General features: G+C 71.2%; 21 protein-coding genes. 1 reads left to right on the top strand and 20 read right to left on the bottom strand.

Features of this window, described 5'->3' with window-relative positions:
- The first annotated feature begins 136 nt into the window (after nucleotides 1-136).
- Entirely contained in the window at nucleotides 137-730 is a 594-nt protein-coding gene (locus tag ACF1AK_RS22085) for a hypothetical protein (RefSeq protein ID WP_391500514.1), read from the top strand.
- 1 nt (nucleotide 731) lies between these two features.
- Here ACF1AK_RS22085 and ACF1AK_RS22080 read toward each other — a convergent pair whose 3' ends face one another.
- The 20 genes from ACF1AK_RS22080 to rho all read right to left on the bottom strand — a co-directional run bounded on the left by ACF1AK_RS22080 (nucleotide 732) and on the right by rho (nucleotide 20,387).
- Nucleotides 732-1,304, bottom strand: a complete 573-nt coding sequence (locus tag ACF1AK_RS22080; RefSeq protein ID WP_391500513.1) for a cob(I)yrinic acid a,c-diamide adenosyltransferase — start codon at nucleotides 1,302-1,304, stop codon at nucleotides 732-734.
- Between the two features lie 52 nt (nucleotides 1,305-1,356).
- Nucleotides 1,357-1,857 (bottom strand): DUF2550 domain-containing protein, encoded by a 501-nt coding sequence (locus ACF1AK_RS22075; RefSeq protein WP_344324216.1) that lies wholly within the window; start codon nucleotides 1,855-1,857, stop codon nucleotides 1,357-1,359.
- A 147-nt stretch (nucleotides 1,858-2,004) separates the two neighbouring features.
- A complete protein-coding gene (locus ACF1AK_RS22070; protein WP_344324219.1) occupies nucleotides 2,005-2,388 on the bottom strand; it encodes a F0F1 ATP synthase subunit epsilon in 384 nt (127 codons plus the stop codon).
- 185 nt (nucleotides 2,389-2,573) lie between these two features.
- On the bottom strand, nucleotides 2,574-4,019 hold the full coding sequence (gene atpD / locus ACF1AK_RS22065; RefSeq protein WP_391500512.1) for a F0F1 ATP synthase subunit beta: 1,446 nt from the start codon (nucleotides 4,017-4,019) through the stop codon (nucleotides 2,574-2,576).
- A gap of 2 nt (nucleotides 4,020-4,021) precedes the next feature.
- Nucleotides 4,022-4,936 carry a F0F1 ATP synthase subunit gamma gene (locus tag ACF1AK_RS22060; protein ID WP_391500511.1) on the bottom strand — a complete coding sequence of 305 codons (915 nt, stop codon included), beginning with the start codon at nucleotides 4,934-4,936 and terminating at the stop codon, nucleotides 4,022-4,024.
- Nucleotides 4,937-4,968: 32 nt separating this feature from the next.
- Complete coding sequence (gene atpA / locus ACF1AK_RS22055) at nucleotides 4,969-6,543, bottom strand: F0F1 ATP synthase subunit alpha (RefSeq protein ID WP_350553049.1); 1,575 nt, start codon at nucleotides 6,541-6,543, stop codon at nucleotides 4,969-4,971.
- A 155-nt stretch (nucleotides 6,544-6,698) separates the two neighbouring features.
- Nucleotides 6,699-7,514 carry a F0F1 ATP synthase subunit delta gene (locus ACF1AK_RS22050; RefSeq protein ID WP_391500510.1) on the bottom strand — a complete coding sequence of 272 codons (816 nt, stop codon included), beginning with the start codon at nucleotides 7,512-7,514 and terminating at the stop codon, nucleotides 6,699-6,701.
- Nucleotides 7,511-8,071 (bottom strand): F0F1 ATP synthase subunit B, encoded by a 561-nt coding sequence (locus tag ACF1AK_RS22045; protein WP_376091430.1) that lies wholly within the window; start codon nucleotides 8,069-8,071, stop codon nucleotides 7,511-7,513. The genes ACF1AK_RS22050 and ACF1AK_RS22045 overlap by 4 nt, the downstream gene beginning before the upstream one ends.
- Before the next feature lie 33 nt (nucleotides 8,072-8,104).
- Nucleotides 8,105-8,347, bottom strand: coding sequence for an ATP synthase F0 subunit C (gene atpE / locus ACF1AK_RS22040; RefSeq protein ID WP_030302757.1), 243 nt, complete (start codon nucleotides 8,345-8,347; stop codon nucleotides 8,105-8,107).
- A 91-nt stretch (nucleotides 8,348-8,438) separates the two neighbouring features.
- Nucleotides 8,439-9,251 carry a F0F1 ATP synthase subunit A gene (atpB, locus tag ACF1AK_RS22035; protein ID WP_391500509.1) on the bottom strand — a complete coding sequence of 271 codons (813 nt, stop codon included), beginning with the start codon at nucleotides 9,249-9,251 and terminating at the stop codon, nucleotides 8,439-8,441.
- A 285-nt stretch (nucleotides 9,252-9,536) separates the two neighbouring features.
- Complete coding sequence (locus ACF1AK_RS22030; RefSeq protein ID WP_380286727.1) at nucleotides 9,537-9,980, bottom strand: hypothetical protein; 444 nt, start codon at nucleotides 9,978-9,980, stop codon at nucleotides 9,537-9,539.
- Nucleotides 9,981-10,272: 292 nt separating this feature from the next.
- Nucleotides 10,273-11,658: an MraY family glycosyltransferase gene (locus ACF1AK_RS22025; RefSeq protein WP_391500508.1), complete on the bottom strand. Its 1,386-nt coding sequence runs from the start codon at nucleotides 11,656-11,658 to the stop codon at nucleotides 10,273-10,275.
- 160 nt (nucleotides 11,659-11,818) lie between these two features.
- Nucleotides 11,819-13,093 carry a serine hydroxymethyltransferase gene (glyA, locus tag ACF1AK_RS22020; protein ID WP_391500507.1) on the bottom strand — a complete coding sequence of 425 codons (1,275 nt, stop codon included), beginning with the start codon at nucleotides 13,091-13,093 and terminating at the stop codon, nucleotides 11,819-11,821.
- Between the two features lie 124 nt (nucleotides 13,094-13,217).
- Nucleotides 13,218-13,856 (bottom strand): protein-tyrosine-phosphatase, encoded by a 639-nt coding sequence (locus ACF1AK_RS22015; RefSeq protein WP_391500595.1) that lies wholly within the window; start codon nucleotides 13,854-13,856, stop codon nucleotides 13,218-13,220.
- 29 nt (nucleotides 13,857-13,885) lie between these two features.
- Nucleotides 13,886-14,533, bottom strand: a complete 648-nt coding sequence (locus ACF1AK_RS22010; protein WP_380286730.1) for an L-threonylcarbamoyladenylate synthase — start codon at nucleotides 14,531-14,533, stop codon at nucleotides 13,886-13,888.
- Nucleotides 14,534-14,570: 37 nt separating this feature from the next.
- The gene (gene prmC / locus ACF1AK_RS22005) at nucleotides 14,571-15,437 is read right to left on the bottom strand and encodes a peptide chain release factor N(5)-glutamine methyltransferase (RefSeq protein WP_391500506.1); all 867 of its coding nucleotides are present in this window, start codon (nucleotides 15,435-15,437) and stop codon (nucleotides 14,571-14,573) included.
- A 58-nt stretch (nucleotides 15,438-15,495) separates the two neighbouring features.
- Nucleotides 15,496-16,572 (bottom strand): peptide chain release factor 1, encoded by a 1,077-nt coding sequence (prfA, locus tag ACF1AK_RS22000; protein ID WP_391500505.1) that lies wholly within the window; start codon nucleotides 16,570-16,572, stop codon nucleotides 15,496-15,498.
- Nucleotides 16,573-16,704: 132 nt separating this feature from the next.
- Nucleotides 16,705-16,926, bottom strand: coding sequence for a 50S ribosomal protein L31 (gene rpmE, locus ACF1AK_RS21995; RefSeq protein WP_030057539.1), 222 nt, complete (start codon nucleotides 16,924-16,926; stop codon nucleotides 16,705-16,707).
- Between the two features lie 136 nt (nucleotides 16,927-17,062).
- A complete protein-coding gene (locus ACF1AK_RS21990; protein WP_391500504.1) occupies nucleotides 17,063-18,166 on the bottom strand; it encodes an LCP family protein in 1,104 nt (367 codons plus the stop codon).
- Nucleotides 18,167-18,305: 139 nt separating this feature from the next.
- Nucleotides 18,306-20,387 carry a transcription termination factor Rho gene (gene rho, locus ACF1AK_RS21985; protein WP_391500503.1) on the bottom strand — a complete coding sequence of 694 codons (2,082 nt, stop codon included), beginning with the start codon at nucleotides 20,385-20,387 and terminating at the stop codon, nucleotides 18,306-18,308.
- Nucleotides 20,388-20,922: the final 535 nt, after the last annotated feature.

Here is a 20,922-nt window from a genome sequence, read left to right as displayed (position 1 = left end):
GCGCCGCCGCCCGGCTCCGGTGCCGGGAGGAGAGCGGGTACATCGAAAGGTGCAGCCGGGGCCCGTCCCCGGCGACGACGCGCGCGCGGGGGGTGCTCCGGGAGCCTGGAAGCGTCACCCACTCCCGGAGGAGACCATGATCGTCACCCTGATCGTCGCCGCCGAGATCGCCTTCTGGCTGCTCCTCGCGCTGGGCCTCGCCACCCGCTACCTGCTGCGCTTGCGCAGGGTGAGCACCGTCCTGCTGGTCGGGCTGCCCGTGACGGACCTGGTGCTCTTCCTGCTCACCTTCCTCGACCTGCGCGGCGGCGCCACCGCCTCCTGGACGCACGCGCTGGCCGCGAGCTACCTGGGCTTCTCGGTCGGCTACGGCCCGTCGGTGGTCCGCTGGGCCGACGCCCGCTTCCTGCACCGCTTCGCCGGCGGCCCGAAGCCGCTGCCCGCGCCCAAGTACGGCCGCGGGCGCAGCCGCTACGAGTGGGCGGTCTGCCGGCGCACGCTGGTCTCGGTGGCGATCACGCTCACCCTGATCACCGTGCTGCGGCTGTTCACCGACGCGCCCGGCAGCGCCGTCTTCGACCAGTGGTACTGGAAGCTGGGCATCGCCGCGGTGGTGAACACCGCGATCGCCGTCAGCTACACGCTCTGGCCGAAGCAGCCGCCGGCCGACGCGATCGTCGAGGACGGCCGGATCGTCGGGCGGCGGATCCCCGAGCGGGCGGACCGCTGACTCAGCGGTTCTCGCCCGGCACCCAGAGCACGTCGCCGCGCTCCTTGTTGGCCGAGCGGGCCAGGATGAACAGCAGGTCGGACAGCCGGTTGAGGTACTTGGCGGTCAGCGGGTTGACGGTGTCCCCGTGCGCGTCGATCGCCGCCCAGGTCGCCCGCTCGGCCCGGCGCACCACCGTGCAGGCCAGGTGCAGGTGGGCGGCGCCGGGAGTGCCGCCGGGCAGGATGAAGCTGCGGAGCTTCTCCAGCGTCTCCAGGTAGTGGTCGCAGTCCGCCTCCAGCTTGTCGATGTAGGACTGCTCGACCCGCAGCGGCGGGTACTGCGGGTCCTCCACCACCGGGGTGGCCAGGTCGGCGCCGACGTCGAAGAGGTCGTTCTGCACCCGGGTCAGCACGGTGACCACGTCCTCGGGCAGCGCGCCGGCCGCGACCGCCACGCCGATCGCGGCATTGGCCTCGTTGGTGTCGGCGTACGCGACCAGCCGCGGGTCGGTCTTGGTCGTGCGGCTCATGTCGCCCAGCGCGGTGGTGCCGTCGTCGCCGGTGCGGGTGTAGATGCGCGTCAGATTGACCATGCCGCCAGCCTAACGGCCGGGCCGGCCGCCGCTGCCCCTCTGCCCGGGCAGGTTACGCGACGTTCACCCGCTGCCCGGGCGGGGCCGCCTCCAGCCAGGCGAGGAAGCCGGTGAGCGCGTCCTCGCTCATCGCCAGCTCCAGCGGGGCGCCGTTGTGCAGGCAGCGCAGCACCACCGAGCCGGAGAGCAGGGCCAGCTCCTCCTGCCCCTCCGGGTAGCGCCGGCCGAGCACCTCGATCTCCCGGCGCGGCAGCACCTTGCGCGGGCGCGGGGCGTAGGAGAAGACCCGGAACCACTCGATCGAATCGCCGCTGTACCGGCCGATACCAAAAACCCACCCCTTGCCGTCGGTCTGCGGGACCGGGGCCGGGGTGGGTTGGCCGTTCTCGTCGAGGTCGGGCTGCGTCGAGGCGTCGGCCGGCATTTTGAGCCGGTAGCTGCAGTCGAACGTGCCACCGACCCGCTGGATCACACGGCGGCGTACCGCGAACGCGACCAGCCCGATCACACCGAGCGCCACGACCGCCGCACACACCACAAGGGCGAGGACCATGCTCACCTACCTCCTCGCTACCCGCGTTCCCCGTGTCGGCCGTACCAGCGACCGCGTTGACCTACCAACTGAGACGACAGTCCCGGGGTCACGCTCGCGCGTCCCCGGGACCGTCGGTCGACCCCGCTCGGGCGGGGTCCGGCGCACTCAGGCGTGGGCCTTGAGGCCGCGCGCCGCGAACAGGCGGACCTCGGCGCGACGCTCGGCGTGCGCGTCCAGGTCCGACTTGGCCTTCTCCAGTGCGCGCTCGGCGCGTGCGACGTCGATCTCGTCCGCCAGCTCGGCGATCTCCGCGAGCAGAGACAGCTTGTTGTCGGCGAAGGAGATGAAGCCGCCGTGCACCGCGGCGATCACGGTGCCGCCGTCCGTGGTGCGGATGGTGACCGGACCGGTCTCCAGCACGCTCAGCACCGGGGTGTGACCCGGCATGATGCCGGTGTCACCGGAGGCCGTACGGGCGACGACGATGGTGGCCGCACCGGACCACACCTTGCGGTCGGCTGCGACCAGCTCGACGTGCAGCTCAGCCAACGTGGGCTCCTAGGCTCATGCAACGCCCGATTACTCGGGAGTTTCGGTAAGAATAACGGGCCCGCGCCCCCGGCATGAAACCGGCGGCACGGATTTGACCGGAATCACAGCCGATGCGACGCGAGGGGTGGGTCCCAGGGTTGGGGCCCACCCCTCGCGGTCACGCTCGGCTGCTACCGGCCGGACTACTTCTTCGCCAGCTCGGCGGCGTTCTTCTCCAGGTCCTCGATGCCACCGCACATGAAGAAGGCCTGCTCCGGGACGGAGTCGTACTTGCCGTCCGCGATCGCGTTGAAGGCCTCGATGGTCTCCGACAGCGGAACGGTCGAGCCCTCGACACCGGTGAACTGCTTCGCCACGTAGGTGTTCTGCGAGAGGAAGCGCTCGATGCGGCGGGCACGGTGGACCGTGACCTTGTCCTCCTCGGACAGCTCGTCGATACCGAGGATCGCGATGATGTCCTGGAGGTCCTTGTACTTCTGCAGGATCCCCTTGATACGGACGGCCGTGTCGTAGTGGGTCTGCGCGATGTACCGCGGGTCGAGGATGCGGGACGTGGAGTCCAGCGGGTCGACGGCCGGGTAGATGCCCTTCTCCGAGATCGGACGCGACAGAACGGTGGTCGCGTCCAGGTGGGCGAAGGTGGTGGCCGGCGCCGGGTCGGTCAGGTCGTCCGCGGGGACGTAGATCGCCTGCATCGAGGTGATCGAGTGACCGCGGGTCGAGGTGATGCGCTCCTGCAGGAGGCCCATCTCGTCGGCCAGGTTCGGCTGGTAACCCACCGCGGAGGGCATGCGGCCGAGCAGGGTCGACACCTCGGAACCGGCCTGGGTGAACCGGAAGATGTTGTCGATGAAGAGGAGCACGTCCTGCTTCTCGACGTCGCGGAAGTACTCCGCCATGGTCAGCGCGGAGAGCGCGACGCGCAGACGGGTGCCCGGCGGCTCGTCCATCTGGCCGAAGACCAGCGCGGTCTTGTCCAGAACGCCCGAGTCGACCATCTCGTCGATGAGGTCGTTGCCCTCACGGGTGCGCTCGCCGACACCGGCGAACACCGACACACCACCGAAGTTCTCGGCGACGCGGTAGATCATCTCCTGGATCAGAACGGTCTTGCCGACACCGGCACCACCGAACAGACCGATCTTGCCACCCTGGACGTACGGGGTGAGGAGGTCGATGACCTTGATGCCGGTCTCGAACATCTCGGTCTTGGACTCAAGGTCCTTGAACTCCGGGGCCTTGCGGTGGATCGGCCAGCGGACCTCGACCTGCTTGTCGAACTCCGCCTGGTCCACGTTCAGCACGTCGCCGAGGGCGTTGAAGACCTTGCCCTTGGTGATCTGGCCGACCGGAACCGAGATCGCGGCACCCGTGTCGGTGACCTGCGAGCCACGGACCAGACCGTCGGTCGGCTGCATCGAGATGCCGCGGACCAGGCCGTCGCCGAGGTGCTGGGCGACCTCAAGGGTCAGGGTCTTCTTGCCCGAGCCGTCGGGGTTGTCCACCTCGACGTGCAGGGCGTTGAACATGTCCGGGATGGCGTCGACGGGGAACTCCACGTCGACGACCGGGCCGATGACCCGCGCGACGCGGCCCGTCGCCGTGGTCGGCTCAACAGTGGTGGTCATACTCATTCGCTCCCCGCGCTAGCGTCGGCCAGGGCGTTGGCGCCACCGACGATCTCGCTGATTTCCTGGGTGATCTCGGCCTGACGGGCCGAGTTGGCAAGCCGCGTGAGCGACTTGATGAGCTCGCCGGCGTTGTCCGTCGCGCTCTTCATGGCGCGGCGGCGGGCGGCGTGCTCGGAGGCGGCCGACTGCAGCAGCGCGTTGTAGATCCGGCTCTCGACGTACCGCGGCAGCAGCGCGTCCAGGACGCCCTCCGCCGACGGCTCGAAGTCGTACAGCGGGAAGATCTCCGACTTGGCCGGCTTCTGGTCGCTGAGCTGGACCTCGTCCAGCTTCAGCGGCAGCAGCCGCGCCTCGACCGCGTTCTGCGTCAGCATGGACACGAACTCGGTCGAGATCAGGTGGAGCTCGTCCACGCCGCCGGTCTCCGCCGTGAAGGCCTCGATCAGCTCGGACGCCACCGTCTTCGCGTCGCCGTAGGTCGGCTTGTCGGAGAAGCCCGTCCACGAGCTCTCGACCGCGAGGTTGCGGAACCCGTAGTACGAGACGCCCTTGCGGCCGACGATGTACGTCACCACGTCCTTGCCCTCGGCGCGCAGGCGCTCGGAGAGCGTCAGCGCGGCCTTGATGGCGTTGGTCGAGTAGCCGCCCGCCAGACCGCGGTCCGCCGTGATCAGCAGGACCGCGGCGCGCGAGGCGCTCGGGTTCTCGGTGGTGAGCGGGTGCTTGGCGTTGGACCGGGTGGCCACCGCCGTCACCGCCCGGGTGAGCTCATCGGCGTACGGAGTGGAGGCGGCCACCGCGCGCTGCGCCTTGACGATGCGCGACGCGGAGATCATCTCCATCGCCTTGGTGATCTTCTTCGTCGCGGTGACAGAGCGGATCCGGCGCTTGTAGACCCGAAGCTGTGCTCCCATGGGTCGTTACGTCCTTTCCCTCGCTACCGGACTCAGGCCTGCTCGGAGAGCAGCTTGCCGTCAGCGGTCTGGTAACCCGCCTTGAAGGACTCGATGGCCTTCGTCAGCGCGTCGACGGTGCCGTCGGCCAGCAGGCCGGTCTCGACGATGCCGGCGAGCAGGTCCTTGTGCTGCAGGCGGACGTAGTCCAGGAACTCGCGCTCGAAGCGGCGGATCTCGGCGACCGGGACGTCGTCCAGCTTGCCGTTGGTGCCGGCCCAGATGGAGACGACCTGCTCCTCGACCGGGAACGGCTGGTACTGGCCCTGCTTCAGCAGCTCGACCATGCGCGCACCGCGCTCCAGCTGGGCCTTGGAGGCCGCGTCCAGGTCGGAACCGAAGGCGGCGAAGGCCTCCAGCTCGCGGTACTGGGCGAGGTCCAGACGCAGACGGCCGGCGACCGAGCGCATGGCCTTGATCTGGGCGGAGCCACCGACGCGGGAGACCGAGATACCGACGTTCACGGCCGGGCGGATGCCGGCGTTGAACAGGTCGGACTCCAGGAAGCACTGGCCGTCGGTGATGGAGATGACGTTGGTCGGGATGTACGCCGAGACGTCGTTGGCCTTGGTCTCGATGATCGGCAGACCGGTCATCGAGCCGCCGCCGAGGGCGTCGTTCAGCTTGGCGCAGCGCTCCAGCAGACGGGAGTGCAGGTAGAAGACGTCACCCGGGTAGGCCTCGCGGCCCGGCGGGCGGCGCAGCAGCAGGGAGACGGAGCGGTAGGCCTCGGCCTGCTTCGACAGGTCGTCGAAGATGATCAGGACATGCTTGCCGTCGTACATCCACTCCTGGCCGATGGCCGAGCCGGTGTACGGGGCGAGGTACTTGAAGCCGGCCGGGTCGGAGGCGGGAGCGGCCACGATGGTGGTGTACTCCAGCGCGCCGGCCTCCTCCAGGGCGCCACGGACGGACGCGATGGTGGAGCCCTTCTGGCCCACGGCGACGTAGATGCAGCGGACCTGCTTCTCCGGGTCGCCCGAGCGCCAGTTGTCGCGCTGGTTGATGATCGTGTCGACGGCCACCGCGGTCTTGCCGGTCTGGCGGTCACCGATGATCAGCTGACGCTGGCCACGGCCGATCGGGGTCATCGCGTCGATGGCCTTGATGCCGGTCTGCAGCGGCTGCTTGACCGACTTGCGGGCCATGACGCCCGGAGCCTGGAGCTCCAGGGCGCGACGGCCGGTCGAGGCGATGTCGCCCAGGCCGTCGATCGGGTTGCCCAGCGGGTCCACGACGCGGCCGAGGTAGCCGTCGCCGACGGGGACGGAGAGGACCTCTCCGGTGCGGCGCACCGTCTGGCCCTCCTCGATGCCGCCGAACTCACCGAGGACGACGACACCGATCTCGCGGGTGTCGAGGTTCAGCGCGAGGCCGAGGGTGCCGTCCTCGAACTTCAGCAGCTCGTTCGCCATGACCGAGGGCAGACCCTCGACATGGGCGATGCCGTCCGCCGCGTCAGTGACCGTGCCGACCTCTTCCACAGAGGCGGCGTCCGGCTGGTACGACTGGACAAAGTCGGCCAGCGCGTCCCGGATCTCCTCCGGACGGATCGTAAGCTCCGCCATCAGGCTTCCCTGCTCTCCTAGTTTGCGATCCTCGGCCCGCCATTGAGGGCCGCAAGTACTCGACTCTCGGCCGGGTCGTATGAACCGGCCGTACGTTTTCCCGACTCCGGTGGAGCCGGTTTCCCGACCGAGGGTCGGATGTGCTGCTCGGGTGCTCAGCCTTCGAGCGACTGACGAGCGCCCTCAAGGCGGCTCGACACCGTGCCGTCGATGATCTCGTCACCGATCTGCACCCGGACACCGCCGACGACCTCGGGGTCGATGTCGATGTTCAGGTGGACCCGGCGGCCGTACAGCCGGCCGAGGGCGCCCGACAGGCGCTCCTTCTGGCCGTCCGACAGCGGCACCGAGGTGGTGACCTGGGCCACCACGCGGTCGCGCCGGGCCGCGGCGAGCTTGGAGTAGGACTCCAGCCCCTGCTCCAGGCTACGGCCACGCGGCGTGGTGACCAGGCTGGTGACCAGCCGCACGGTGCCCGCGTTGGCGCGGCCGCCGAGCAGCTTCTTGATCAGGGCCGTCTTGGCGACGGCGCCGGCCTTGGGCTCGGTCAGCGCGGAGCGCAGCTCGTGCGAGCCGCTCACCACCCGGCCGAACCGGAAGAGCTCGTCCTCGACGTCGTCCAGGGCACCGGCCTTGTCGGCCGCGATGACCTCGGCGTACGCGGCCAGCTGCTCCGTGGCGTCCACCAGGTCGCGGGCGCCCGACCAGCGGGACCGGACCAGGCCGGACACCAGGTCGACCGTCTCGCCGGACACCTGGCCGGTCAGCAGCGAGGAGACCAGCTGCGCCTTGTCCTGGCCCGACCGGGAGGGGTCGGTCAGAACGCGGCGGAGCGACACCTCACGGTCCAGCAGGGTCGTGACGGCGGTGAGCTCCTCGGCGAGCTTGGCCGCGTCCACCGAGGTGGAGTCGGTCAGGCTCTCCAGGTTCTGCCGCCCGGCGGCCAGAGCCTCGCGGCTGGCGCCGATCACTTGGCCGCACCCTGAGCAACGGCGGCCTTGGCCTCCAGCTCGTCCAGGAAGCGGTCGACGACACCGCTCTGCCGCGCGTGGTCCTCAAGGGACTCGCCCACGATGCGGGACGCCAGCTGGGTGGCCAGCGAGCCCACGTCCTGGCGCAGGGCGGCGGTCGCCTGCTTCTTGTCGGCCTCGATCTGGGCGTGGCCGGCGGCGACGATGGCCTCGCGCTGGCGCTGGCCCTCCTCGCGCATCTCGGCGAGCTGGGCGGCGCCCTGCTCGCGAGCCTGCTCGATGATGCGAGCAGCCTCGTGACGCGCCTCGGCGAGCTCCGCACGGTACTGCTCAAGCGTGGCCTGGGCCTCGGCCTGAGCGGCCTCGGCGCGCTCCATGCCGCCCTCGATCGCGTCCCGGCGCTCCGACAGCACCTTCTCGATGCTGGGGAGGAGCTTCTTGCCGAGGATCCCGAAGACGATGAAGAAGCAGAGCAGGCCGATGATGATCTCGGGCCATGCGGGCAGAAGGGGGTTCATGATCTCCCCCTCCTCCGCGAGGTGAGCCGCGATGCTCATATCTGGACCTTCCTCGAAGGGTCTACGCCGGGATTACTTGGGGCCCTGGCCGAAGACGAACGGCATGACGATGCCGATGAGGGCGAGCGCCTCGGTCAGCGCGAAGCCGATGAACATGTTGGAACGGATCAGGCCGGCGGCCTCGGGCTGACGGGCCATGGCCTGGACACCGTTACCGAAGATGAGACCGACACCGATGCCGGGGCCGATCGCGGCGAGGCCGTAGCCGATGGAAGCGACGGAACCGTAGACGCCGACCTCAGCGAGCATGCTCATTGCAATGTGTCCTTTGCGGGGATGGTGATCCGGTGGTGATTGGCCACCGGGCGTTCCGGGGGGTGGTTCGGGGAGGGCCGCAGCCCCTGGCTCAGTGCGCCTCTTCCAGCGCACCGGCGATGTAGCTGCTGGCCAGCATCACGAAGATGTAGGCCTGCAGGAACTGGACCAGCAGCTCGAAGGCGGTCAGGCCGACGGCGACGACGAACGAGGCCGAGCCGTACAGCGCGCCCAGGGTCGGGCTGAGCAGGTACCAGGAGGCGATGGAGAACATCACGATCAGCAGGTGGCCGGCGAACATGTTCGCGAAGGCTCGGACCGCGAGCGTGAACGGGCGCACGAAGATGTTCGAGAAGAACTCGATCGGCACCAGGATGAACATGACCCAGCCGGGGATGCCCGAGGGCCAGCAGAGGTTCTTGAGACCGCCGACGAAGCCGTGCTTCTTGAAGGTCAGCGTCATGTAGGTGATCCACACGACCGCGGCCAGACCGGCCGGGAACGCGATCGCCGCCGTCACCGGGAACTGGGCGAACGGGATGACCGACATGATGTTCAGCAGCCACACGAAGAAGAACATCGAGACCAGCATCGGGACGTACTTCTCGCCCTTTTTGCCGATCGTCTCCAGCACGATGGAGCGCTTGACGAAGTCGTAGCCGATCTCACCGACCAGCTGCAGCTTGCCCGGGACCAGCTTCGGCTTGGCGAACGCGGCCCAGAAGAACACCACGACCAGCGCGGCCACGATGATCGACAGCAGCATCGGCTTGTTGAACTCGAAGCTGCCGATCGAGAAAATCGGCTCGAACTGGAACTCGTTCAGGCCCGGGGCCGGGAAGCCGCAGCCAGCGTCCCCGAAGTGGCAACTGCCTGAGGCGAGGGACGTGAGTTCAGCACTCACCACGGACTCCTTCGTCGTGACGCATGGTTACGGCAACCTCGCTGTGTCGGCGTGGCCTGCGACCACGGAGCGGCACTGGAACTTGATGGGTTTCTCGCCGACCCCGCGCGTCAGTGCGCTGCACCGAAGCGGGATCATCGAAGACTGCGCGGATCCGGGGGGCGATCGGTCCGCCGTGCGGACAGACCAGGCCTCTTCCCGTACTCCGTTGTTGCGACGGACGATAGCAGCCCGTCAGCGCGGCATAAACACCGCCCCCCTCGTTGGGGGGACAGTGGGGCGTCGTCACTGTTGACGCCCCTTGTCGGACGGCTTCTCGGCCTTCTTTTCAGAGGCTTCGGGGTCGACGTAGAAGGTCTTGGCCTTCAGGGCGCCGCGCACCTGGAACCCGGTCCAGATCAGCGCGCAGCCGAGCAGCGTGAAGGCGAAGGCCTGCCGGTTGAAGAGTTCGGTGTCCTTGAAGACCGCCAGCACGATGCCGACCAGCAGGATCTGCGTGGTGTACACCAGCAGCGCGGCGGCCATCATGATCTGGGGGTTCGACCTGGTCAGCCGGTCGAGGGCGACCTGCCCGAAGGTGAAGAAGGCCATCACCAGCAGGGCGCCGAAGAGTGCTCCGAGCAGGCCCTTGCCCCCGGCGACGGCGAAGGAGATCGCCATCGCGATGACTCCGGCGGCCGCAGTGGGGATCGCGGCGCCCCGGAGGATCCGGGCGTCGTTGGACGGCATGTCGGCAACTCCGGCGGCATGTCGATGTGGCGGGGGGACGGGCGAGAAGCGCGGTGGGGACACCGGACCGGAACCGCCGCGGGCCGGCCGCTCGACGGCGAGCCCGTCGAGGGAGACCCGCCAGGGACGGAAGTCATCCACCTGTCAGGTCTTTCGGCGTGTTCTCGGTACTCGTGAACGGTATCACAAACTATTTGATGAGAGCTTTACCATGAATGTGTGGCACCTGTCACACCGGCGGCCCAAGGGTGCCGCCGAACGGGTGACGGGGGTTGACGGGCCATCACCTCCGCTAGCGGCCGCGGCCGTTGCCGTGGCCCCGTCCGGTGATCGCCGACGATCCCTTCGGCACCCCGCCGAGCAGGCGCTTGTCCTCGGCCGACAGTTCGGCCATCGGTTCGGAGGCCGCACGACCGGCCGACTCGGCGGTGAGCTCCCCGCGCTCCCCGCTCCCCTCGCCCTCCGCGGTCCGGGCACCGTGCGCAACCGGCCCGGCGGTCCGGGCCGCCGGGCGGCGGCGGTAGCGCGGCGGCACGAAGGCCTGCACCGCGCGCGGGGCCCGCGGCCGGAACCGCGGGGTGAGCAGCACCACCAGGCCGACCAGGCAGAGCCCGGCCAGCGTGAGGACGACGGTGCGGCCGGTGTTGGTGACCGAGAAGGCGACGGTCCCGAACGCGATCAGCGCGGCCCAGAAGTACATGATCAGTACGGCGCGGCTGTGCGAGTGGCCGACCTGGAGCAGTCGGTGGTGCAGGTGCCGCTTGTCGGCGGCGAACGGGGACTGGCCCGCCCAGGTGCGGCGGACCACCGCGAGCAGCAGGTCCGCCAGCGGCAGCGCGATGACCGTCAGCGGCAGCAGCAGCGGGATGTAGATCGGCACCAGGGCGTGCACGGTGGCGGTCTGCGAGCCCAGCTCGCTGGTGATCAGGTCGGGGTCGACCCGGCCGGTGATGGAGATCGCGGCGACGGCCAGCATCAGGCCGAGCATCATCGACCCGGAGTCGCCCATGAAGATCCGGGCCGGGTGCATGTTGTGCGCCAGGAAGCCCAGACACATGCCGATCAGCAGCACGCTGAACAGCACGGCGGGGGCGGCGTCGGTGATCGTGTAGCCGTACCAGAGCCGGTAGGAGTACAGGAAGAAGGCCATCGCGGCGATGCAGACCATGCCGCCCGCCAGGCCGTCCAGGCCGTCGATGAAGTTCACCGCGTTGACCATGACGACGACCATGACCACCGAGATGACCATGCCCTGGGTGGGGCTGACCGCGACCGGCCCGACACCCGGCACCGGCAGGGTGATCACCGTGACGCCCTGCCAGACCATCACGCCGGCGGCGATCATCTGGCCGCCGAGCTTCACCAGGGCGTCCACGCCCCACTTGTCGTCCAGCACGCCGAGCAGCCACATGATGCCGGCGCCGGAGAGCAGCGCCCGGATGTCGGTGCCCTGGGAGAACACCTTGCTCAGGTTGTCCAGCTGGGAGGCGACCAGGATGCCCGCGCAGAGTCCGCCGAACATCGCGATGCCGCCGAGCCGGGGGGTGGGCTCGCGGTGCACGTCGCGGGCGCGGACCGGGGGCATCGCCCCCGCCGCGATGGCGAACTTCCGGACCGGGCCGGTCAGCAGGTAGGTGACGGCCGCGGTGCAGAACAGCACCAGCAGATACTCACGCACCACTGGCCTCCTGCAGCACTGTCCGACGGGTGGGTACCGAAGGTACTCCCGTGCCTGTCCGGGGTTCGAGGTGCGTCGCCACGGCACACACCTTATTGAGTCCGACGCCGGGGGCGCGCATCGCGGTTCGCCCTGCCGGGCAGGAGATTCGGACAGCCGTTCACCGGCGCCCGGCGAAGGCCCGCGCCAGCTCCCGCACCCGCTCCCCCACCCGGACGTCCGCGCCCCGGACGAGCAGCCGTCCGATCAGCCCGGCGATCTCCGCCAGCTCCGCCTCGCCCATGCCCTGCGAGGTCACCGTGCCGGTGCCGAGCCGGATCCCGGAGGCCTCGGCGGGCGGCGCCTCGTCGTACGGCAGCGCGCACTTGCCGAGCAGCAGCCCGGCGGCCGCGCAGCGGCGCTCCGCCTCGGCGCCGGTGACCCCGAGCGGAGCGACGTCGGCCGTCACCAGGTGGGTGTCGGTCCCGCCGGTCAGCGGGCGCGCCCCGGCCTGCGCGAGCCCCTCCGCGAGCACCCGCGCGCCGGCCACCGCGCGGTGCGCGTAGGCGCGGTAGGCGGGCGTCGCGGCCTGGGCCAGCGCGACGGCCTTGCCGGCCACCTCGTTCATCGCGGCGCCGCCCTGGCTGAACGGGAAGACCGCCCGGTCGACCCGCTCGGCCAGCTCCGCGGTGCACAGCAGCAGGCCCCCGCGCGGGCCGCGCAGCAGCTTGTGGGTGGCCGCCACCGTGACGTCCGCGTACGGCACCGGGGACGGCGCCGCGCCGGCCGCGATCAGGCCGGTGGTCTGCGCGGCCGCGGCCACCAGGTAGGCGTCCGCCTCGTCGGCGATCTCCCGGAAGGCGGCCCAGTCCGGGTGACGCGGGTAGGAGATGGAACCGGCCACGATCGCCTTCGGGCGGTGGCGCAGGGCCAGCTCGCGCACCTGGTCGAGGTCGATCAGGCCGTCCTCGCGGCGCACCCCGTAGCCGACGAAGTCGAACCAGCGGCCGGAGAAGTTGGCCCGCGAGCCGCAGCTGAGGTGGCCGCCGTGCTCCAGCGACATCGCGAGCACCACGTCGCCGGGCCGCAGCAGCGCGGCGTAGGCGGCCAGCATCGCGGACGTACCGGAGCGCGGCTGCACATTGGCGTGCGGGGCGGCGAACAGCTCCCGGGCCCGGTCGACCGCGAGCAGCTCGGCGGCGTCGGCGAGCGCGCAGCCGGTGTGGTGGCGGCGGCCGGGGTAGCCCTCGGCGTACTTGTCGATCAGCGGGCCGGTGAGGGCCGCCAGGACGGCCGGGGTGGTGAGGTTCTCCCCCGCCAGCAGCTGGAGCGTCTCGGCCCGCCGCTCGGCCTCGGCGGCCAGCAGGTCGGCCAGCTGCGGATCGGCCCGGTGGAGGGCCGCGGAGAGCGCCTCGGAGGTGTCGACGGGGCCGATCGCTGCATCGGTGACGGTCATGGCGGGGCTCCCGGGCGCGTCGGGTCGGATTCCTCCAGCGTAGGACCGCCTCGGTGCCCCGGCACGGCGGCGCGTACCGGGGCACGCCCGCCCGGGCCGGTCACCGCCCGAGTGGGCGCGTCGGCTACGGTGCGCGGACCCCGGTCAGCGCGGTGACCACCGGGTCGACGGCGTGGAATATCTCCTCGCCGCAGTTGCGGAACATCCCGATCGGCGCGCCGTAGGGGTCGTGCAGTTCGTCGGCCTCGGGGTCGGCGGCCAGCAGCCAGCCGCGCAGCGAGGCGGCGGCGCGGACCAGCGCGCGGGCGCGTTCGGTGACGTCCGCGCCGCGCCGGGGGTCCGGCAGGGTGCCCGGGTCGATGGTGCGGACCAGCCGGGTGAACTCCTTCAGCGTGAAGGTGCGCAGCCCCGCCTCGTGGCCCATCGAGATGACCTGGGCCCGGTGGTCCAGGGTCGCGGTGAGCACCAGGTCGGCCTCGACCACGTGCTCGTCCAGCAGCTCGCGGCCGGTGAAGCCGCCGCTGTCGGCGCCGTACTCGTCCAGCACCGTGGCGGCGTGCTCCTCCATCGGTGCGCCCACATGGCCCCAGGTGCCGGCCGACTCCACCAGGATCCGCCCGGCCACCCGGGGGTTGAGCCGGGTGTCCAGCTCACGCCGGGTGAGCCGCTCGGCGATCGGCGACCGGCAGATGTTGCCGGTGCAGACGTACAGGATCCGGAAGTGGTCCAGCGGCCTGGGGCCCACGCTCAGGTACGGCGATATGCCGGGCCCGGCATGGAGGGAGGCGGCCGTCAACTGCCGGCCTCCAGGTCGGGGACGACCTCCCTCAGCTGCTCGGCGGAGATGGCGCCGGCCCGCAGCAGCACCGGCACCTTGCCCGTGACGTCGACGATCGACGAGGCCTGGGCGTGGTCGGCGGTGCCGCCGTCCAGGTAGACCGAGATGGCGTCGCCGAGCTGCTGCTGGGCCTCGTCGCAGGTGGCCGGGGACGGGCCGCCGGTCCGGTTGGCGCTGGAGACGGCCATCGGGCCGGTGACGTTCAGCAGCTCGATGGCGACCGGGTGCAGCGGCATCCGCACGGCGACGGTGCCCCGGGTGTCGCCGAGGTCCCAGCGCAGCGAGGGCTGGTGCCTGGCGACCAGGGTGAGACCGCCCGGCCAGAAGGCGTCGACGAGCTCCCAGGCCTGCTCGGAGAAGTCGGTGACCAGGCCGTGCAGGGTGGTCGGCGAGCCGACCAGGACCGGCGAGGGCATGTTGCGGCCGCGGCCCTTGGCGGCGAGCAGGGCGCCCACCGCCTCCGGCGAGAAGGCGTCCGCGCCGACCCCGTAGAGGGTGTCGGTGGGCAGCACGACGAGTTCGCCCCGGCGGATGGCCGAGGCGGCCTCGCGCAGGCCGGTTGCGCGGTCCCCGGCGTCGGCACAGTCGTAGCGGCGGCTCATCGGTGCGGTCCCCTTCCGGACGGGCTCATGGCGTGGTTCACAGCGACGCCTTGCGCGCCGTGGTGAAGCGGGGGCGGTTGTTGAGGTCCCGGTGGTCGGCGGCGTCGGTCCAGCCGCCCTCCTCGTTGAAGATCCACGGGACCTGTCCGCCCTGGGTGTCGGCGTGCTCGATGACCACGGCGCCGCCCGGGCGCAGCAGGCGGGCGGCGACCCGCTCGATGCCGCGGATGGTGTCGAGTCCGTCCTCGCCGGAGAACAGCGACATCTGCGGGTCGTGGTCACGGGCCTCCGGCGCGACGTACTCCCACTCGGTGAGCGGGATGTACGGCGGGTTGGAGATGACGAGGTCGAAGCGGCCGTCCCAGGCGTGGTCGTCCTCGAAGGCCCGGGTGGCGTCGCCCTCGTGCAGGGTGACCCGGGCGCGGTCGGGCGAGGCCTCGATGTTGCGCCGGGTGTACGGCAGTGCGCCCTCGTCGAGCTCGAAGGCGTGCACGATGGAGCGCGGCAGCTCCTGGGCGAGGGCGAGCGCGATGGCGCCGGAGCCGGAGCACAGGTCGACCACCAGCGGCTCGGCGACGTCCATCTCGCGGACCGCGTCTATGGCCCACTCGACGACCGTCTCGGTCTCCGGGCGGGGCACGAACACGCCCGGCCCGACCGCCAGTTCGAGGTAGCGGAAGAAGGCCCGGCCGGTGATGTGCTGGAGCGGCTCACGGGCCTCGCGGCGGGCGACGGCCTCCCAGTACCGGGCGTCGAAGTCACCGTCCTGGACGGTGTGCAGCTGGCTGCGCTTGACGTTGTGGACGTGGGCGGCGAGCTCCTCCGCGTCGAAGCGCGGCGACGGCACGCCGGCCGCGGCCAACCGCTGGGTGGCCTGGGCCACCTCCGCGAGTAGCAGGTTCATCCGTACGACCCCTTGCTTCCGCTCTCCGGCCTCGACGTCGGTCTCGCCGGCGCCGGTGTCAGTTCTGTTGGGCCGCGGCGAGCTTGGCCGCCGCGTCCGCGTCGACGCAGGACTGGATGACGGCGTTCAGCTCGCCGTCCAGCACCTGGTCCAGGTTGTACGACTTGAAGCCCGTGCGGTGGTCCGAGATGCGGTTCTCCGGGTAGTTGTACGTCCGGATCCGCTCGGAACGGTCCACCGTGCGGACCTGGCTGCGGCGCGCGTCCGAGGCCTCCCGCTCGGCCTCCTCCTGCGCGGCGGCCAGCAGCCGCGAACGCAGGATGCGCATCGCCTGCTCCTTGTTCTGCAGCTGGCTCTTCTCGTTCTGGCAGGACGCCACGATACCGGTCGGCAGGTGGGTGATCCGGACGGCGGAGTCGGTGGTGTTGACCGACTGGCCTCCGGGGCCGGAGGAGCGGTACACATCGATCCGCAGGTCGTTGGCGAGGATCTCGACCTCGACCTCCTCGGCCTCGGGGGTGACCAGCACGCCCGCCGCGGAGGTGTGGATGCGGCCCTGCGACTCGGTGGCCGGGACGCGCTGCACCCGGTGCACGCCGCCCTCGTACTTCAGCCGGGCCCAGACGCCCTGGCCGGGCTCGGCGTTGCCCTTGGTCTTCACGGCGACCGAGACGTCCTTGTAGCCGCCGAGGTCGGACTCGTTGGAGTCGATGATCTCGGTCTTCCAGCCGATCCGCTCGGCGAAGCGCAGGTACATCCGGAGCAGGTCGCCGGCGAACAGCGCGGACTCCTCGCCGCCCTCGCCCGCCTTGATCTCCAGGATGACGTCCTTGTCGTCGTTCGGGTCGCGCGGGACGAGCAGCAGCCGCAGCTCCTCGGTCAGCTCCTCGCGGCGGGCCTCGCCGTCCTTCACCTCGGAGAGGAACTCCGGCTCCTCGGCGGCGAGTTCGCGGGCGGCCTCGATGTCCTCGCCGGCCTGCTTCCACTGCCGGTAGACCCGGGTGATCGGGGTCAGCTCGGCGTACCGCTTGGCCAGCTTGCGGGCGTTGGCCTGGTCGGCGTGGACGGACGGATCGGCCAGCCTCGCTTCGAGGTCGGCGTGCTCGACGAGGAGCTCTTCGACTGCCTCGAACATGGGGTGGCCTTCTTCCCGGGGATCGTCGTGCGGGGGTGGGTTCGCGGAGGTGCGGGGGGACGCGAACGGCGCCGGTCCCCGGCGCCCCCGGAACGAGTCCGGGGGCACCGGGAGACCGGCGCCGAGGGAGCGCTAGGCCTTCGCGCTGTGCTGCTTGCCGAAGCGGGCCTCGAAGCGGGCCACGCGGCCACCGGTGTCGAGGATCTTCTGCTTGCCGGTGTAGAACGGGTGGCACTGCGAGCAGACCTCGGCGCGGATCTCGCCACTGGTCTCGGTCGAGCGGGTGGTGAACTCGGCACCGCAGGTGCAGGTCACGCGGGTGACCACGTACTCGGGGTGAACGTTGGGCTTCAAGGGGTTCTCCTAGTGTTCGGGAGGGCACCGGGTCGGCGGCTGGAATGCCGCACGTGAACCGGGACCGACGGTCCAGTCTGCCAGGACCGGCCGCCTCTTCCCAAACCGGGGGGCGCCGCCGGATATTCCGGGCCGCTCAGGGGCGCTTGGCGGGCGCCTTCGCCGGGGCCGTGGCGGGGGCGGTGGGGGTGGCCTGGGCGGGGTTCTGCGGCTGGGCGGCGAGCACCTCCGCCGGCACCGGCCGGTCGGCCTTGAGGGCCGCCCAGAGCTGGTCGGCCTGCGGTTGCTGCTGGACCACGCGGTCCCGGTCCGTGGGGGCGGCGGTCACCGGCAGGGTGACCATGGCGAGCCGGTCCGGCCCGATGCCCTTGAGCTCCTGGGCGAGTCCGACCAGCGAGTTGACCGAGGCGAGCGCGGAGTCGGTGGTGATCGAGCGGGTCAGGGTGTCGCCGACGGACCAGAGCTTGACCGGGTTGGCCCACAGCCCGGTCCCCCCGGCCTGCTGGAGGAGCGAGCGGACCATCTGCTTCTGGAGTTCGATCCGGCCGAGGTCGCTGCCGTCGCCGACGCCGTGCCGGGTGCGGACGAAGGCGAGCGCCTGCTGCCCGTCCAGGTGGTGCTCCCCGGCCGGGAGGTCCAGGCCGCTGTCCTTGTCGTGGATGGCCACCGTGGTCGTCACGGTGGCCCCGCCTATCGCGTCCACCAGCCGGGCGAAGCCGTTGAAGTCCACCTCGACGTAGTGGTCCATCCGCAGCCCGCTCAGCTGTTCCGCGGTCTTCACCGCGCAGGCGGCGCCGCCGGCCTCGTAGGCGCTGTTGAACATGGCGCGCTTGGCGGCCGGCACGGCCTTCCCCCCGGGGCCGGTGCACTCGGGGCGCGGGACGAGGGTGTCGCGCGGGATGGACACCACGTCGGCGCGGGAGTGGTCCTGGCTGACGTGCACCACCATCGCGGTGTCCGAGCGGGCGGTGCCGCCGGTGTCGCCGCCGGCGAGGTCCGCGTTGCCCCCGGAGCGCGAGTCGGAGCCGAGCACCAGGAGGTTGAAGGAGCCGTCGGTGGCGGCCGGCGGGCGGGCGGTGCCGAGGGTGGCGTCGAGGTCGACGCTCCTGAGGTTGCCGTCCAGCCGCAGGTAGGCGTACCCGGCCGCGCCGGCCCCGAGGACGGCGAGCGCGGCGACGGCGCACGCGGCCGTACGCAGGAGCTTGCGACGGCGGCTCGGGACCCTCTTGTGTTCGGCCATACGGACCAGAGTAAATCGGACAAGACGCCGGAAAGCCCCCCAACTGTCCCGAGTCTGGAACAAACCGGCCGGACACGGCAGCGGGCCCCGGACCGCTCGCGCGGTCCGGGGCCCGGGTGCTTCGACGCGCCCTGCGAGGTCAGTCGCCCGACCCGGGGGTCGTCTTGGCGATCTGCATCAGGAACTCGGCGTTGCTCTTGGTCTGCTTCATCTTGTCCAGCAGCAGCTCGATCGCCTGCTGCGAGTCGAGCGCGTGCAGCACCCGGCGCAGCTTCCAGACGATGGCGAGCTCCTCGCCGCCGAGCAGGATCTCCTCCTTGCGGGTGCTGGAGGCGTCCACGTCGACGGCCGGGAAGATGCGCTTGTCCGAGAGCTTCCGGTCGAGCTTGAGCTCCATGTTGCCGGTGCCCTTGAACTCCTCGAAGATCACCTCGTCCATCCGCGAGCCGGTCTCGACCAGCGCGGTGGCCAGGATGGTCAGCGAGCCGCCGTTCTCGATGTTGCGCGCGGCACCGAAGAACTTCTTCGGCGGGTACAGCGCGGTCGAGTCGACACCGCCGGACAGGATGCGGCCGGAGGCCGGCGCCGCCAGGTTGTAGGCGCGGCCCAGACGGGTGATCGAGTCCAGCAGGATCACCACGTCGTGGCCCAGCTCCACCAGGCGCTTGGCGCGCTCGATGGCCAGCTCGGCGACGGTGGTGTGGTCCTCCGCCGGGCGGTCGAAGGTCGAGGAGATGACCTCGCCCTTCACCGACCGCTGCATGTCGGTGACCTCCTCCGGACGCTCGTCGACCAGGACGACCATCAGGTGGCACTCGGGGTTGTTGTGGGTGATCGCGTTGGCGACCGCCTGCAGCACCATCGTCTTGCCGGTCTTCGGCGGCGCGACGATCAGACCGCGCTGGCCCTTGCCGATCGGCGACACCAGGTCGATGATCCGGGTGGTCAGCACGCCCGGGTCGGTCTCCAGGCGCAGCCGCTCCTGCGGGTAGAGCGGGGTCAGCTTGTTGAACTCGGGACGGCCGCGGCCGCTCTCCGGGTCCATGCCGTTGACCGAGTCCAGCCGCACCATGGCGTTGAACTTCTCGCGGCGCTCGCCCTCGCGCGGCTGGCGCACCGCACCGGTGATGGCGTCACCCTTGCGCAGGCCGTTCTTGCGGACCTGGGCGAGCGAGACGTAGACGTCGTTCTGGCCCGGCAGGTAGCCGGAGGTGCGCACGAACGCGTAGTTGTCGAGGATGTCGAGGATGCCCGCGACCGGGATCAGGACGTCGTCCTCGCCGATCTGCGGCTCGGTGCCGGCGGTCTCGAAGCCCTCGCGGCGGCCCCGGCCCCGGCGGTCGCGGTAGCGCCCGCGGCGGCCGCGGCGGCCGTCACCGTACTCGTCGTCCTCGAAGCCGCCCTGCTGCTGCGCCTGCGGCTGGGCCTGCTGGCCGCTCTGGCGGCTCTGCTGGCCCTCGCCCTGGGCGCCCTGCTGCTGGGGACGCTCGGTGCGGTCGGCGCGGTCGCGGCGGTTGCGGCGGTCGCGGCGCGACTCACGGCCCTCGCCGTCCTGACCGGCCTGGGCCTCGGGGGCCTCCTGACGGCCCTCGCGCTCGCCGCCCTCGCGGCGCTCGCGGCGCTCACGGCGGTCGCGACGGGTCTCGCGGCCCTCCTCGCGCCCCTCGAACGCGCGGGCGCCCTCGGTGCGGGCCTCGGCCGGCTTGGCCTCGGTCACCACGGCGGCGGGCGCCTCGGCGGCGCTCTCGGCGGCCGGGGCGCCGGCGGCCGAGGTGGCCCGGCGGCGGGTGCGCTCGGTGCGCGCGGGGGCGGCGGTCTCGGCGGCGGCCTGGACCGGGATCTCGATCTGGGCCTGCGCCTCGGCGGCGGCGGGGGCCTCGGCCCGGGCGGCGGCCTTGGTGGTCCGGCGGGCCGGCTTCTCGGCCGGCTCGGCGGTCTCGGCCTTCGCGGTGCGCTTGGCGGCCGGAGCGGCAGTGGTGCCGGCGAGCAGCGGGTCGCCGCCGCTCTTCTCCTTGATGGTCTCGATCAGCTGGCTCTTGCGCATGCGCCCGGTACCGGTGATGCCCAGGTCCGCGGCGAGCTTCTGCAGCTCGGCCAGGACCATGCCGTCCAGGCCCGCGGCGGCGGTACGGCGGCGCCGCGCCGGGGCCGCAGGGGCGGCGGCGGCGTCCGACGCGTCGGCGTCCGGGCGCGCGCCCATCAGATCGGTGGTGTCGCTCACTAAGGGTCCTTCCCTGGAGCGGACGTCGGCCTGTCTGGCTCGGCGACCGGTTGTGCTGTCCTGACCAACGCTCGACTGCGTCGGTCCGAGGCGGTGGTCCCCCGAATGGCGCTGGGTGCCAGTCGGAGGAGAGCTGCGAGGTGCGGTGCTTTGAAGCACGGTGGTGCTGAGTGGCGTGGCGGGACGGTCGAGTACCGACCCTCCCCCCGGCCGCCGGCCGGGAGGTGCCCCCACGCTGCCTGCGAATCCCGGGCCCCCGTCGCGTGACGGTGGCCCGTGCTCCGCCCGTCCTGGCCTCTAGGTGGGAGGCCGCGGGTGGGAGTCAGGTGCCGTCACGGCTTCGGGATGCGACCGCAAGTCGCGCAGGCAGGCTGCGTACGCGCTGCGGTGGGCTCCCGGAGAATCGTCGCCCCGTACATCGCCGGGACTCCACTGGTGCGGAGTGCTGGGATCGGGACGCGGCGCACCGAGCCCCGGAGGGCACCTGGTGCAGCAATGAGGTTAACACTACCGACCCCCTCAGACATTCCCCAGC

Source organism: Kitasatospora sp. NPDC015120 (genome assembly GCF_043080305.1).
Lineage (GTDB): Bacteria > Actinomycetota > Actinomycetes > Streptomycetales > Streptomycetaceae > Kitasatospora.
This window is presented reverse-complemented; position numbering and strand designations above follow the sequence as displayed.